18 protein-coding genes are annotated in these 13936 nt (G+C 70.7%); all 18 read right to left on the bottom strand.

Annotated elements, in window-relative coordinates:
* Positions 1-97: 97 nt before the first annotated feature.
* The gene (locus tag ACFVGO_RS12575; protein ID WP_380631636.1) at positions 98-1018 is read right to left on the bottom strand and encodes a hypothetical protein; all 921 of its coding nucleotides are present in this window, start codon (positions 1016-1018) and stop codon (positions 98-100) included.
* Positions 1019-1024: 6 nt separating this feature from the next.
* On the bottom strand, positions 1025-3880 hold the full coding sequence (locus ACFVGO_RS12570) for a phage tail tape measure protein (protein WP_380631634.1): 2856 nt from the start codon (positions 3878-3880) through the stop codon (positions 1025-1027).
* A 23-nt stretch (positions 3881-3903) separates the two neighbouring features.
* A complete protein-coding gene (locus ACFVGO_RS12565) occupies positions 3904-4065 on the bottom strand; it encodes a hypothetical protein (protein WP_380631632.1) in 162 nt (53 codons plus the stop codon).
* 29 nt (positions 4066-4094) lie between these two features.
* Positions 4095-4592, bottom strand: coding sequence for a hypothetical protein (locus tag ACFVGO_RS12560; protein ID WP_380631630.1), 498 nt, complete (start codon positions 4590-4592; stop codon positions 4095-4097).
* Positions 4592-5056, bottom strand: coding sequence for a phage tail tube protein (locus ACFVGO_RS12555; RefSeq protein WP_380631628.1), 465 nt, complete (start codon positions 5054-5056; stop codon positions 4592-4594). Before ACFVGO_RS12555 ends, ACFVGO_RS12560 begins: the two co-directional genes overlap by 1 nt.
* A 10-nt stretch (positions 5057-5066) precedes the next feature.
* Positions 5067-5510: a minor capsid protein gene (locus ACFVGO_RS12550; protein WP_380631626.1), complete on the bottom strand. Its 444-nt coding sequence runs from the start codon at positions 5508-5510 to the stop codon at positions 5067-5069.
* Positions 5507-5860, bottom strand: coding sequence for a hypothetical protein (locus ACFVGO_RS12545; RefSeq protein WP_380631624.1), 354 nt, complete (start codon positions 5858-5860; stop codon positions 5507-5509). The genes ACFVGO_RS12550 and ACFVGO_RS12545 overlap by 4 nt, the downstream gene beginning before the upstream one ends.
* Positions 5861-5870: 10 nt before the next feature.
* On the bottom strand, positions 5871-6188 hold the full coding sequence (locus ACFVGO_RS12540; protein WP_380631622.1) for a hypothetical protein: 318 nt from the start codon (positions 6186-6188) through the stop codon (positions 5871-5873).
* Entirely contained in the window at positions 6185-6613 is a 429-nt protein-coding gene (locus tag ACFVGO_RS12535; RefSeq protein WP_380631620.1) for a hypothetical protein, read from the bottom strand. The genes ACFVGO_RS12540 and ACFVGO_RS12535 overlap by 4 nt, the downstream gene beginning before the upstream one ends.
* A 16-nt stretch (positions 6614-6629) precedes the next feature.
* Positions 6630-6974, bottom strand: a complete 345-nt coding sequence (locus tag ACFVGO_RS12530) for a hypothetical protein (RefSeq protein WP_380631618.1) — start codon at positions 6972-6974, stop codon at positions 6630-6632.
* Positions 6961-7233: a hypothetical protein gene (locus ACFVGO_RS12525; RefSeq protein WP_380631616.1), complete on the bottom strand. Its 273-nt coding sequence runs from the start codon at positions 7231-7233 to the stop codon at positions 6961-6963. Before ACFVGO_RS12525 ends, ACFVGO_RS12530 begins: the two co-directional genes overlap by 14 nt.
* On the bottom strand, positions 7230-7613 hold the full coding sequence (locus ACFVGO_RS12520) for a hypothetical protein (RefSeq protein ID WP_380631614.1): 384 nt from the start codon (positions 7611-7613) through the stop codon (positions 7230-7232). Before ACFVGO_RS12520 ends, ACFVGO_RS12525 begins: the two co-directional genes overlap by 4 nt.
* A 57-nt stretch (positions 7614-7670) precedes the next feature.
* Positions 7671-8618: a P22 phage major capsid protein family protein gene (locus tag ACFVGO_RS12515; RefSeq protein WP_380631612.1), complete on the bottom strand. Its 948-nt coding sequence runs from the start codon at positions 8616-8618 to the stop codon at positions 7671-7673.
* Between the two features lie 15 nt (positions 8619-8633).
* A complete protein-coding gene (locus ACFVGO_RS12510; RefSeq protein ID WP_380631610.1) occupies positions 8634-9395 on the bottom strand; it encodes a hypothetical protein in 762 nt (253 codons plus the stop codon).
* 104 nt (positions 9396-9499) lie between these two features.
* A complete protein-coding gene (locus ACFVGO_RS12505; RefSeq protein WP_380631608.1) occupies positions 9500-10615 on the bottom strand; it encodes a phage minor capsid protein in 1116 nt (371 codons plus the stop codon).
* A 10-nt stretch (positions 10616-10625) separates the two neighbouring features.
* Entirely contained in the window at positions 10626-12146 is a 1521-nt protein-coding gene (locus ACFVGO_RS12500; RefSeq protein WP_380631606.1) for a phage portal protein, read from the bottom strand.
* 19 nt (positions 12147-12165) lie between these two features.
* The gene (locus ACFVGO_RS12495) at positions 12166-13416 is read right to left on the bottom strand and encodes a PBSX family phage terminase large subunit (RefSeq protein WP_380631604.1); all 1251 of its coding nucleotides are present in this window, start codon (positions 13414-13416) and stop codon (positions 12166-12168) included.
* On the bottom strand, positions 13416-13934 hold the full coding sequence (locus ACFVGO_RS12490; RefSeq protein ID WP_380631602.1) for a helix-turn-helix domain-containing protein: 519 nt from the start codon (positions 13932-13934) through the stop codon (positions 13416-13418). Before ACFVGO_RS12490 ends, ACFVGO_RS12495 begins: the two co-directional genes overlap by 1 nt.
* Positions 13935-13936: the final 2 nt, after the last annotated feature.

The following is a 13936-nucleotide window of genomic DNA, read 5'->3' as shown; positions in this document are numbered from 1 at the left end:
GCGTCCAGGTGCCCACCGGCGCAAGGCGGGTGTCCTCCCTGGTCTGACCCGGGTTGAGCAGCCATGCGGAGCGCACGGTCATGGGGTGCCTCCTCGGCTACCAGTAGGCGCTCCGCCAACGAACGGTGGCGGACGCGGCGGGATCGGTCGAACCGGGACTCGCCCGGAACGAGAGCGTGGTGGTGGAGCCGGACGGCAGCAGGAACGCGCCCTCGGGCACGCTGCGGAGGGTTGCGGTGCCGAGGCGGGACTGCCCGGCCAGATCGACCGTCCCCGCCCACGTGTCCACCACCAGCACGTCACCCGCGGCGAGCGTGATGTCGTACTCCAGCCGCAGGCCGCCGGCCGTGATGGACGGCGTCGTCACCGGGCCCCTGAACTCAATGACGGGGTGCACCGGGGCGTCGCCCGCATTGACGGCGGTGATGTCCCCCGTCGACCCTGGGGTCCCCCAGGCCAGACCGGTCTCCGTGGGGCTGCCCCAGTCAAGGCCGGTCTCTGTCGGACTGCCCCAGGCCAGCCCGGCCTCGCCGGCCGGTAGCGCAGTACTGGCGGTCTGCTCGGCAAGTTGGTACCGGCGCGGGTCGGTGCACACGATCTGCAATGAGGCACCCTTGATCAGCCCGTTGCGGCTCGCGGTGCTCGGCGGCACATACCGGCGGACGACACGGCCCCACGAGAGCAGTGGCATGTCGTCAAGCTGGACGATCAGCGGAACCTCATCGGTGGCGTCCGGCGGTGTCCTGGCCGCGAGAGCGCGCGTCACCGCCGAGGCCTGGCCCGGTTCGCACCGGCCGATCAGGTTGAGCGTCACGGTGCGGGTCTGGCCGAGTTGACGGCCGGGCCACGCACCGTGCTGCTGGGGGCGAAGGACCGTGCCGGAGTCGATCGGCACCGTCTCCTCCCAGCCCTGGATCGGCGGGTCGGCGACCATGCTCCAGCCGGTGCCGGGACCGAGCAGGAGGTCGCCGTACTGTACGTGCCCGGGCTGGGAGCCGAGCCAGGTCACCGACGGCACGAAGCCTCACCCCCTGCCCTTGGCCAGCCACAGCAGTTCCTCGGCCGTGGCCGAGGCACTGCCGGAGGCGGACTCGTAGTAGTTGGCGATGTGGAACCCGCCGGCCGCGGCCGTGCTGTAGCCCCCCTCGGCGCCAGTGCCGAATGCGGCTCCGGCCATGGCCGGGACGGGCGGAGGCTGGACCAGGGAGCGCATCGTGGCGTCGAGTTCGCCGGAGCCTGCCTCGATGCCAGCGACGATGCCGGCGGGAATCCAGCGGCCAACCTGGTCACGCATGACCGTGGAGGGCGACTCGATGCCCAGCGCTTTGGCGATGGGCCCCGGGATCATGGTCTTCGCGAACGAGATCAGCTGACCCTTCAACCAAGAGCCCATGTTCGAGATGCCGTTCCACAAGCCTCTGACCACGTCACCGCCGGCCGAGACCAGCAGCCCGCCGAGGTCGCCCAGGGCCGACTTGATCCAACCTGGGACGCCCTTGATCCAGTTGATGGTGTTGTTCCATCCGCTGACCGCGCCGTCGTAGACGGTGGACCAGATTCGGGACAGGACGCCGCCGATGTCCCAGCCGGAGAAGAAGTTGGAGATTGAGCGGGCCACGCCGAGGACGAGGTTGCTAAGCCAGTTCCAGGCGCTGACGGTGGCGTTCTTGACCGTGTCCCAGTTGGCGATGACTGCGATGACCAGGGCGACGACGGCGGCGATCACCCAGCCGAGCGGGCCCATGGCGATCACCCACGCGGCGGCCATGCGGGCGGCCTGAAGCAGGGATTGTGCACCCATCAGAACCCAGCCGGCCACGATCTCAACCACGGCGGCGGCCTGGAGGGCCATGCCCCAGACTATGCGGGCGCCGATGGTGATCCACGCACCAACCTGCTGGGCGCCGCTGACGATCGCCGCCGCGCCGGAGGTGACCCATGCCCACACCTGCTGGGCACCCGAGGCAAGCGCGGAGGCGCCAGCCGCAACCCACCCGGCAACCGTGCGGTACGAAGCGGCCACCGACAGCGCACCGTTGGTGACTGCCGCCGTTCCAGTGGTCACCCACGCCACAATCTGCTGCATTGCCGAAACGCCAGCCGCGATGCCGGCCTGCGCGTATCGCACTGCCATGGTCAGGAGGACCGGCAGCAGTGCGGCCGTGATGACACCAGCGACGATCGAGACGGCTACCCGGTTGTCGTTCAACCACCGCGCCGTGTCGGCAAGCGCGGGCGCGAGGGTCCCGGTCAGGAACCCCGCCGCACCGGCCACCGCGGGCATGAGGTTCTGGGCCAGCCAGGTGGCCACGTCCTTGACCGCGGGTCCGACCTCGTCCTTCAGGAACCTGCCGACTTTGAGTACGGCGGGCCCGAGGTCGTCGCGCAGGAACGCGCCCGTGCTGGAGACGACGGGGCCGAACTCGTCCCGCAGCATGCCCGCGAGGCGGGCCGCGGCGGGCAGCAGGTCGTCACGGACAAACCGCCCCGCCGCGCTCACGGCCGGGCCGAAGGTGTCGGCCAACCACGACGCGCCGGAGGAGAGTGCCGGGCCGAGTTCGCTGGCGACGCCGCTGGCGAAGTCCTTGATTGCGGGCAGGGCGGTGTCGCGCGCCCATGATGCGGCTCGCTCGAGGGCGGGGCCGAAGCGCTCCTGAAGAGCGGACGCACCGCGCTCCAGGAGAGGCAGCATGGTGCCGCCGACGACGTTGGTCAGGCCCTGCTCGATGCCGCGCTTGAACTGCTCGATGCGGGTGGAGGCGTTGTCGCGCAGGGAGTCGCCCATGCGCTGGGCGGCTCCGCCGACGTCGCCGAGTGCGGCTGTCGCCGAGGACGGGTCGAGGGCGTAGAGGGCGCGCTGGACGTCCTCCGACTTGGTACCGAACAGCGTCAGTGCGACGGACTGACGCTCGACCGGGTCCGTCATCGCGCGGAGCCGGTCGAGCAGCGTGTCGAGGCCTTGGGCCGCGGCCGGGCCGCCTTCGACGAACGCCTTCTGCATCGCGCTGCCGCTGAGGCCGATTTTGGCGAACGCCTCGTTGACGGCGTCTCCGCCGCCCTGGGTGATGAGCGTGAGCTCCTTGAGGCTGTCGGCGACGACGTCCGTGTCACGGGCGCCCGCAGCCATGCCCTGACTCAGAAGCCCAGTCGCTTGGGTCGCTGACAGGCCCAACTGCCGGAAGATTGTTGAATATTCATTAAAAGTGTCGGCAAGATCATCTGCCCTTGGGCCCATGACCTGCATGCCGCGGGTCATGACGTCCAACGCCTCGGAGCCGTCCTTGGCGAGCCCGGTCTTGATCATCTGACCAGCCGCATTGGCACTCTGGCCCAAGTCGAGCTCGAAGGTGTCTGCCAGGTCGTGGACCTTGGTGGCGATCTGCTGGATCTGGGCGTTCGTTGCGCCAGGCGGCAGCAGCCCGGCCGACATGGTCGAGCGCACTGCATCGGCGGCGCCCTGGACGTCCTCGGTGACGGCATCCGCGTACATGCGGCCCGCGATCTGCCCGTACTGGCGGGCCACTTCCGGCGTCGCACCGAGCTGGGCGCCCAACTTCCCGGCAACCTGCTCCTGCTCCATCGCACCGGAGACGCCCTTGATGAGGGCAGCGCCGGCCGCGAGGCCAACTGCTGCGGCGGTGACCGCAACGGCCTTGAGTGCGGTGCCGATGCGGCTGCCGGCCTTCTCGGCTCCCTGCTCGGCCTCGGTGGCGAGGTTCTCGCCGAGTGCCTCGCCACCGTCCTGCCCGGCCTGGGCGGCTTCCTGCTCGACCTCGTCTGCCAGCGCGGTCATGCTGCGGCCGACTCGCTGCACGCCGGCCTCGAACCGGGATTCGTCGAGGTCTGCGTAGCCGACGAGCTCTCCGACGGTCAGTGCCACAGGGCACCTCCCCTCGGAGCAGGTCAGCCAGCCTCTTGAGGCGGGTAGAAGTGCCGGTGGGTACGGGACTTGGTACTCAGCAGGCCGAGGATGCGGACCTTCAGCCAGCGCCAGGAGCGCTCACGGAGCAGGTCGGGAGCGCTGAGGTCGATGCCGTAGACCTGGTGGAGATCTGCCTCGAGCAACGGCCACTGCTCCAACAAGGCGCCCCAGGTCAGGCCTTCGCGGCCCGGGCCTTGGCCGTACGGGTGCTCGTACCACTCGTAGAGCCCCGTCGCGGGGTCCTGCTCGCCGCAGCCGTACCCGAGGAGCGGGTGCCAGCGCGACGGGTCTCCCGGTTCGGGGCCAGGCGAGAAGGGTCGCCACCGCTGGCCCAGTAGCGCTCGGCGGTGGCGGTGTCAGCGGTGATCCAGAACACCACCGTCATGGCGACGTGCTTGAACCGGGGCCACGACAGCTCGGCGAGGAGCTGGTCGTAGGAGTTGCCGAGAGCGGCCCTGTACAGGTCGAGCTCGGCATCGTCGTCGAGCACCTGGGACTCGGAGGCCTCGCCTCCGGCAGCGAGGCGGGTGGCGAGGGTCATGATGCGCTCGATGCGCAGACCGTCCTCCGCCGAGGGCCCCTCGATGCGGTAGAGCTCGCCGTTCGGGCCGGCGGGCAGTTCGATGGCGTCGTCGAGTACCGCATCCAGTGCGGCGAACTGGCGGGCCATCAGGCGAGCGGGTTCGTGATCGGGACGAGCGGGCCGTCGCCGGTCAACGTGATCTTGACGGTGTCGAGGTCGGTGTAGGCGCCGCCCTGCGGCTCCCAGGTGACCAGGGCGCGGCCCTGGTAGGCCTCGGGCAGGCCGTTGCGGTCCATGTAGCGGATCGGCACGTAGGAGGCGCTGCCGGAGGCGAACGCGGCGAGGCGGAGCTGCTCGTGCGTGGGGACGTACACCTTGGCGGTGTCGTCGATCTTGCGGTTGATCGTGAGCTCGATGCTCCACTCCTGGCCCGTCTTGGTGTTCTCCTTCCACCCGACGGAGTCGTAGGTCGAGCTGTCCTCGATGTTCGGGGGCATCTTCGGGGTGAACTCCGAGATGCCGAAGACCTGCTGCCAGTCCGGCACGGCGGTCGTACCGGCGTTGAGTTCCAGCCGCCAGCGGCGGGCGAGTGCGGTGGTGTCCGTGGCCACGGCCGTCTCCTTAGGGGTCGAGGTTCGCGCCCGCCGGGCGCGAGACGTTCAGGTAGTAGTTCGCGGTCAGCTCCATGCGGTCCCGCGAGTCGGCACCGATCCACGCCTGGGAGTTGCGCCAGATCAGCGGGCACTTGATGCCGCCGACCACCGCGTGGGCGCGGTTGTGGAGCAGGTCGAACACGCCGTCGGCAAGGCCGAGGACGGCGCGCGGGTCCCGGCCGGCCCGCATGCGGACCTGCACGCCAACCACGGCCTCGGTCATCGGCCCGTCGGCCACCGGGTACGGGGTCAGGCAGATCGCCCGGTCCGGCTCAGGCGGCATCATCGCCACCGTGATGCCGGTCTCCGCCGCGGTGTAGACGCCGCTGGGCCGCCACGTGCCGAGGCCGGCATCGGCCAGCATCACGGCGAAGCCCTCGATCAGGTCCGTGGTGGTCGGCGGGCCGGTCACGAGCGCAGCCCCCGCCGGATGCGGGCCGCCACCAGCTCCCACACCGTCCCGCTCTCGCTGTTGAGGGGCTGTTCCAGAAACTTGGCCTGCCGGCCGGAGGCGTGCCGGATGGTCATGTCCTCGTGCTGGCGGACCGAGTACGGGGTGTCGTAGGAGACGGCGCCCCGCAGTGAGGACGGGTCGATGGAGGCAGTACCGGAGTGCTGGAGCGGTCCCTCGTCGAGAGGCACCAGTGTGGTGGACTGGGCGAGGACGTGTTCCATGCCGTCCATGAGGCCCTGGGCGGCGGCGGCCCGGAACTCGTTGGTGACCTGGTCGAGGTTGAGGGTGAGACGGACGCGCCCGGCCACGGCAGCCTCCCTATTCGAGTTGGATCTCCAGGTGGGACGGCACCGGGAAGGTGCCGCCGTCGCGGCGCAGGGCCTGGATGACGACGGTGGTGCGGCCGGTGGGCAGGGTGACGCGGGACAGCGGCGGTGCGACGGTCGCCAGCGGGGCGTAGGCGGTACCACTGCTGGTGGTCTGGTCTCCGGCCGGGGTGCGGACGGTGCGGGTCTGCTCGTCGAGGAAGCACCGCACCGCCGCGAGTGGCCCGTAGACGTGGCCGTACGCGCCGGTGCCCTCGTACGGCTCGACGGTGACCGTGTGCTGCAGCAGCCAGCCGGGCAGGCCGCTCACGGGGCGAGCACCGACCCGAACAGCAGCCGCTCCGGGGCCAGATCGGGCGAGCGCAGAGCGTCCCAGGCCTGGGGGGCGACCTGGCGGGCTGCCGAGTCGGAGCCGTCCGGCAGGCCGCTGGAGCCCGCGCCGCGGCCGAGGGACACGGACCCGATGGAGACGCTGCCCCATCCCGCACCGGTCGCACCAGTCGAGTCCCCGACCAGGCCCCACCAGGCGACCTGGCGGCAGGTCGCCCGGCGGAACGCCTCGACGACGACCGGGTCGGTCGGCATGCCCGCGCTGTTGACCTGGTACCAGGCGGTCCGGAGCACCGTGGCGTCGAGCATCTCGGAGGCGTCGGCCAGCAGTCGCTCGGTGTCGACTCCGGGTGCCTGCCCGGTGATGGCCTGGTAGTCGCTGACGGTGGCGTAGACGCGGGTCACGGTCGGCTCCCTACGCCTACGCGGGGTCGATCAGGCCGGCGGTCACCGAGGCGGCGGCCGACCAGTCGATGTAGATCTTGCCGTTGGCGAGCTGCCTGGCAACCTGGGCTTCGAGGATGACGGCGGTCGCGCTGGCCGCGATGGTGACGGTGCGGTCCGGGACGACCAGGCCGTCCACGGTCGTCGCGCTCTTGATGGTGGCGGTGATGGAGCTGGCGCCGCCATTGCGGACCACGAGGAGCTGGTCGCCCTTGTAGGTCCACTGGTTGCCGTTGGTGCCGTCGACAGCGGCCAGGTTGAGCGCGGCGATTGGCGTGGACGCGTTCACCTGCTGCGCGGCCGGCAGGTCAGTCCTGGGCATCGGCCGCTCCCTTGCTGACGGGCTTGGTACGCGCCGTCTTGGCCGGCAGCTCGGGGTCGGACTGTGCGGCGGGAGGCGGCGGGATCACGGGGAGGATACCGGGCCGCAGCACGCTGTCGAGGACCGGCGCCGGGGCGTCCTCGTCCCGAACCGCCGGGTCCATCGGGTGCCACACGTCCAGCCGCTCCAGCCGCAGACGCGGCTCGGCCGAGCGCACGACCTGGCCAGTGTTCTGGTTCCAGTACGCGTACTCGCTCACGCCGGGACCGCCGTCCGGAAGTCCACCTGGACGAGGACCTCAGTGGGGGTGCCGGCCGGGGAGGCCAGAACGACGGAGATGTTGGCGCCGGCAGCGCAGGTTGCGTTCTGCACGGTCGTACTGCCCGCCCAGGCGTCGGTGCTGGTGGTCAGGACCGAGGCGAGGACGTCGGAGCTGCCGTTCTTGACCTGAACGGTTCCTCCGGTGCCGCCGGCCCGGAACGCGCGCACCGCGATGATCACCGCGTCCGCGGGGACCTTGACCAGCTGGTAGGTGCCGGCGGTGCCCGCGGCGACGCGGACCGACTTGGAGTAGGTGCGGTTCGCGGTGAGGTCGACCTCGCCAGCCTTGCCGTCGACCGTGTGGACTTTGTAGCCCATGCCGGGCTCCCTTCGGGTGGATAGGAGGCCGCCCGCCGGTCAGCGGGCGGGCGGTGGTCACGGGGTGTCGGCGCCCTTGATCAGGACGGCCCGGTTCGGGTCCAACGTCTTGGTGCCGTAGAGGCAGTCGATCGACACGACGGTCTGCTTCTTGTCGACGTCGTAGTCGTAGACCACGCGCAGCGCGTAGCCCTTGTAGTTGACGACCGCGGCGTCGAGAGCGCCCTTCGGCAGGTCCAGCGGGCGGAACGCGAGGGCGAACGCCGTCTTGTGGAAGGCCAGGTTCTCCTCGGTGGTCGGCTGGCCGCTGGCCGGGGCGCCGGGCTGGCCCACGTGCTGGGTCCAGTACGGGTCGAACCCGGAGACGCGGTCGCCGAGCGAGGCCTCCAGCAGACCCTCGGTGGATCCGCGCTTGTTGGCCTGCCGCCACACCTTCTCGGCGGTCCAGCGGGCCTTGGTGGTCGGGCCCATGACGACCCGGCGCTCGGTGGCGGGGACCCTGGCGAGGTCGAGGACAGAGCCAGCCTGAATCAGAACGCGGGAGTCCGACCACGGGTAGTCGCCGCTGTAGCCGTTGTAGTCCTCACCTGCGGCGTTCGGGGTGGCGTGGCCGACCTCGGCGGTGATGTCGTTGCGCAGCAGGAGCACGTCGGAGTCGATCTTCTGGGCGATCGCCTCCATGGCCGGGGTGAGGAGCTGGGCGTCGAAGTTCTGGATCTTCAGCGACATTTCCTCGCTGGTGACCGCGAAGGAGACGTCGGCGAAGTGGTTGAGCGTCATGTTCACCGAGGACTCGGTGGCGGTCTGTACCGTGATGCCGGAGGCCCGGTTGTACTCGTTCGCCGTGAACACTGCGGGCTTGCGGATGGTGATCGCGTCGCCGATCTTGCGGGCGAACTCCGGCTCGTAGTCGCGGTGGACGAGGCTTGCCATGACGGTGGTCTCGTAGAGGGTGGCCAGGGCCTGGTCGGCGATGACCTGCGCGGTCAGGAAGTTGTTGGCCATGGGGTCGGTGTCTCCTTACCCGGCGCGGCGCTTGCGGCGCGCCGCTCGGATGTCGTCGATGGTCTGGGGTCCGCCGTCGGGCTTGTCGCCTGCGGAGCCGTTGAAGTCGGTGGAGCCGGAGTCGGTGCGGGCTGCGGTGGCGGCGAGCTTGGGGTTGTCGACGATGGCCTTCTCGATGGCCTTGCCGACCTTGGCCGCGAAGTCGTCCGCACCGGGGTCGAGCTTGCCGAGGCTGGCCATGAATGCCCTGCTGTCGGTGAGCGCGCCCGGATCGGCGCCAGCCTTGGCCGCGCCCTTGAATACGGCCAGCTCGATGCTGGTCTCGCGGTGTGCTGCGGTGGCCCGCTCGATCTCGGCGGTCAGCTTCGCGGGGTCCGGCGGGATGTCCTTCTCGTCCTTGACCAGGCCGAGGGCCTTGCCGAGGTCCTGCACCAGGGCGTTCCGGGCCTCCTGGGCCGCGGTCTCCTTGGCGGTGGTGCGCTCCTTGCCGGCCTCGGACCGGGCCGCGGCGAGTTCTTTGGTGAGTCGGGCGATCTCCGCCGCCTGGTCGCCACCCGCAGTCGGCTTCGGCTTCGCGCTGTCGTCGGCGCCGTCCGTGCCGCCACTCTCGGTCCCGCTGTCGCCAGCGTCGGATCCGCCGGCAGTCTCACCGCCGGTGGCGTCGCCGTTGGAGCCGGAGTCGCCGCCGTCCCCTCCGTCCGCGTAGAGGAACGGGGAGAAAGGGGCGTGGCCGTAGGGGTGGGCCCAGCCGGTGCGGGGCAGGGTGGAACGTCGCATCGTGCCCTCCTGGGGCGCGTCGGGGCCGACTCCTGGCCGGCCTGGGGGGCCCGCTCCCGGCGGGCCTGGTGGTTCGCCCGGCTGCACCCGGCGGCCGGAAGTTTTCAGCGGGCGGAGGAGAGTTGTTCGCGGTGGCTCTTGCGGGGCAGGCCGTCGGTCTCGGCGAGCAGGTCCCGCACCCGGCCCTGGTAGTCGCGGACCTTGGCGTTCGCGGCCTTGCGCTGGTCGTCGTCCATCGCTGCGGCAGCCCTGCGTTTCCAGGTGCGGATCTGCCGTTCCAGGTAGCGCTGCTGCTGGGTCTGCTCGTAGCTCGCACGGTCCTCCTGGACGGGCGGGCGCTGGGTGACGCCGGGCAGGTAGGCGCTGACCCTGTGGCGGCAGTTGGGGTGTTGCAGGCCGGCCGCGCGGGCGTCGCCGAGGGAGCCGGCGATGTGGACGGTCACCGTGCGGTCGTCGGCGGTGGCATGCTGCATCTCGACGGTCCGGGCCCCCGAGTCGCCGATCGAGAGGATCTTGCGTTCCCACGGGCGGCAGAGCGGGCACTCCTCCGGGCTGTCGGACACGACGACCAGGTCGAGGCCGGCGGCCTGCAGCCGGTCGGTGTGGGCCTGGACGGCCGCCTTGCCGACGGCCGAACGGGTCGCCATCTCGGCGTAGGAGGCCATGTCCCAGGAGCGGCCCGCCTTGTCGACGAACCCGGTCACGCCTCGCTGGGCGAAGCGGACGAGGGCCCGGGCAGCAGCCTGCCGACGGGTCTCGGCGCCCGTGAGCGCGGAGGCGGCGGCCTCGGCCACGGTCTGCCGGTACACGTCCACGCTGACCCGCAGCACCCGCTGGTACACCGGCCCGGTGTCGCCGATGACTGCGGCAGCGAGACGGTCCACCACAGCGGCACCTGGCAGGGCCTCGGCCGCCGCAGCGGCCTGCCCGACCGGCAGGGCGCCGAGCTCGGCAACCGCGGCCTGCTGGCCGCGCTCGTACGCCTGGGAGACGGCCTCCCGCAGGGCGCCGTCGGTGTCAATCTGCAGACCGTCGAGCAGGGCGCGGATGCCCTGCTGGAAATCTCCGAGGCCGGCCAACTTCTGGTTCACCCACATCGGGCTGTCGATGCCGGCCGCGAGGTCGGCCCGCAGGCGCTCCAGCAGGGCGAGTTCGGCCTGCTCGTACAGGGAGCCGACGGTGCGGGCGAGGTCCTCGGCCATGTCCGGGGACACGGGCACGGCCCACCTCCTAGGGGATGAGGCCGGTCTGCATCGGGTCGGGCACGGCTTGCCCGGTCTCGGCGTGGATCGCCGCGACCTCGCGGGTCACGCGCTCGTCGTCCCAGTCGGGGTGCATGTAGCGGACCTTGGTCTCGGTGCTCGCGGCCTGGGCCCGGGTGAGGACCTCGGTGGTGTTGGCCAGGGTGAGGGAGTCCTCCTGGATGCCGTCCTCGAACTCCACGAGCGGACGCTGGCGCCAGTCCGCGCCGGAGCGGTACAGGTCGGCGTCCATGGCGAGCAGGGCCTGGATGACGTCGCCGAGGCCCGGCCGCCACGCGAGGATCTTGTTCCCGCGGGTCGTCTCCGAGCGCTGGCCCTTGGCGTTGACCTCGGTCGCCGTAACCGCGACCTCGCCGTCCGAGCCGAACGTCTGCTCTGAGTAGCCCGCGCTGCGAACGATCTTCTTGACCAGGTCGTCGCAGGTGTCCTTGTGCTCCTGCACCCGGATGTCGAACTGGACCAGGGTCAGCGGACTCTCGCCGGGTTTGGTGAGCATGTCCAGGCCGGTGTACATCTCCTGGGCCGGGTTCCAGTAGCCTCCTCGGCCCGGGCCGAGGGACTGCATCATGGCGTTCGGAACAACAACCCGGCCGACACCGAGGCGCAGGTCACGCATCCAGGAGGCGTGGGCCTGGTCGAGGTCGTCCATCAGGTTCTCGATGCCGTCGAGGTCGGATCGGCCGAGGTCGCACAGCAGCGGCAGGGACCGCCACTTGCGGGTGGGCTGGTTGGGGACGTAGGCGACGCCGAGCCGCGGGTAGGCGGTCAGGATCCGGCCCTCGCTGTCGACCTTGGCTGCGAGTGGGGCGGTCTCCTCCTGGTCCTCCAGCGGCACGGGGTGGCCGAGGCGGTCGTCGGTGCCCTGGTAGAGGCCGTGGAGGATGGCGCCGGGCTCGTGGCGTTCAAGGTGGCGCCAGACCTGGCCGTCTTCGCACTCGACGACCCGCCAGAACGTGACGGCGGAGAGCCGACCCCAGGTGAACTCGGGCCAGGCCCTGTCGGGGTGGACGATGTCCAGCCATGGGGCGTCGGCGAGGGTGGTGTCGGCGACCGGGCGCAGGTACACCCCGCCAAGGGCTGCGGCGAGTTCGGCGGCGCGCAGGAGCGTTGCGTGGAAGCGGTCGCCGCACACCGCGTCCAGGCGCTGCTGTGTGACGTCGGAGTCGACGACGCTGATCCTGGGCGGCTCGCTGAACAGCAGGTTCGCCGAGGCGGAGCAGATGTCGCCGGCGATCGGGATGTGGGTGTGGGAGCGGAGCTCGCCGGGGGCGGGCGGGGTGCCCCACCACCAGCGGGAGATTCGGCCCATCATCCCGCCCCGGTACTGGCTGGCCTTCGGGTCGGGCATGCCGTAGGTGCCGCCGCCGCCGTAGAGGGCGGTGAGCCGCTGCGGGTCGCCGGACCACCACGTGTCCCACTCGTTGATCGCCTTCAGAGCAGTGGTGATGCGTTTCGGCGGCCACGCCTTGTCCTCGTCCGGCAGAGGCACCGGGACACCTCCTCGAAGGTCAGGCCGCCATCTCCAGCGGTGTGATCAGGTGGGGGCGCCACAGCGCCTCGGTGGTGGTGATGGCGTACCGGCCACCATCCAAGGAGTGGTCGGCAACCTTGATCGGCCGGTCCTTGCCGTCCTCGGTCGCCTTCGGGTCCCATGAGTAGCCGGGGGCTTCGTTGATGAACCCCTGGCAGCGGTCGGACACCATGAGCTGCCCCTGGGCAAGGAGCGTGGCCAACAGGCTGATGCCGCGGCTCACGTCGTTATCGGCTTCCTGCGCGGTCACGCCGTCCTGGTGGAGCTGCACGCGGAACGAGGCCGCTGCCGGGTCGACGACCACCCACTCCGGTGCATGGCGCTGGTCGGCCATCCACCGTCGCAGCGACGCAGACAGCTGCCCGTCGGTCAGCCGTTGGTGGCCCTGCTGCGGGTCGTGGCGCCACTCGTCCACCAGGTACAGGCGCCGGTCCGTCCCGAGGCCGAGCAGCAGCCCGGTGGACGGGTTGGTGGTGCCGTAGTCGACGCCGAGTGCAAGTAGGCGCTGTATCGCGGGCACCCGGTCGGCTGCCACGACGTGGTTCTCCGGGTCCCACATGTCGTAGACGGCGCCTTCGGCGGCGACCCATGCGCCGTCGATCATGCGTCGGTACCAGAGACCGACGTACTCCGCCTTGAGCGCTGCGACGTAGGCCGGTGCCAGGCTCGGGTTGTCGTTGAGCGTGAAGTGCCACGACCGCAGGTCCAGTTGGTTGGTCCGGTCGAGGAACTTTCGCTTCAGCCAGTGAGCTGGGGAGTCCGGGTTCGTGGTGGCGAACAGCCTGGCGCCCGGGACGCTGAGGCGGCCGAGGAGCTGGTTCCAGAACCCTTCAGGCAGCAGCGTCGCCTCGTCCACGTAGGCGAGTGAGGCGGTGAGGCCGCGCAGGCGGCCCTCGGCGCGGGCGTCGGCTGCACCGATCAAGTGGATCGTGCGGCCGAGGATCGTCGCAGTGGTCGCGCCGCGGGTGTGGTGGACCTGGCGGGCGAGCGGGCCGAACAGCTCGATCGTCTGCAGCGGGTCGAGAACGTTGCGCTCGATCGTCTGCAAGCTCCTGCCGACGATCACGATCAGGCCCGCGGTGGGCGCGGTCGAGATCGCGATCAGGAACGCCAGCAGGCTGGCGATGGTCTTGCCGGAGCGGATCGCACCCGACCAGATGTTGATGCGGGCTGTGGCCTGCGCGATCGAGCAGAGTTGCTTGCGAGAGAGGGGGAGCTGGTCGAGCATCAGCCCTCCTCGCCGGTGTCCTCCTCCGCGTAGCGCGCGATGCCGGCCGCGAGGGCGCCGAGCATGGACAGGGCCTCGTCGGCGCCGGCACCGGTCTTCGGGGGCACGAGCTTGAGCGAGCGGTCAATGGCCATGCCGGCGGCGCCGAGCAGGGCCTTCTTGTCTGCCGGAGGCGGTTCGGGCAGCTCGTGGTCGTTGTACTCGTTGTCCTTGCCGCCGAAGGCGTACACGGTGGCGGGTTCCCAGAGTTGGGCGCGGAGTCGTTCGGCGTCCTCGTGGAGCTGGTGGGCGAGGTCGACGCGTCGGGCTTCGAGATCGATACGGCGGGCCTCGGTGGCCACCTGTACCTGGCCCGAGCGTTCGAAGCCGAGGCCGGCGTTGTGGACGGTCTCGGTAACGACGCGGGCGGATCGGTCGACGCGCCGCATGATCTCGTTGCGGCTGAGGCCTTCGCCGTGGAGGCGGAGGATCTCGGCGCGGTCCTCGTCGGTGACAGGGCCAAGTTGGCGTCCAGGCACGG

The organism is Kitasatospora sp. NPDC057738 (assembly GCF_042798815.1).
Taxonomy (GTDB): Bacteria; Actinomycetota; Actinomycetes; order Streptomycetales; family Streptomycetaceae; genus Kitasatospora; species Kitasatospora lactacystinica.
Note: the sequence above shows the minus strand (reverse complement) of the source record. Positions and strands in the feature narration are given on the sequence as shown.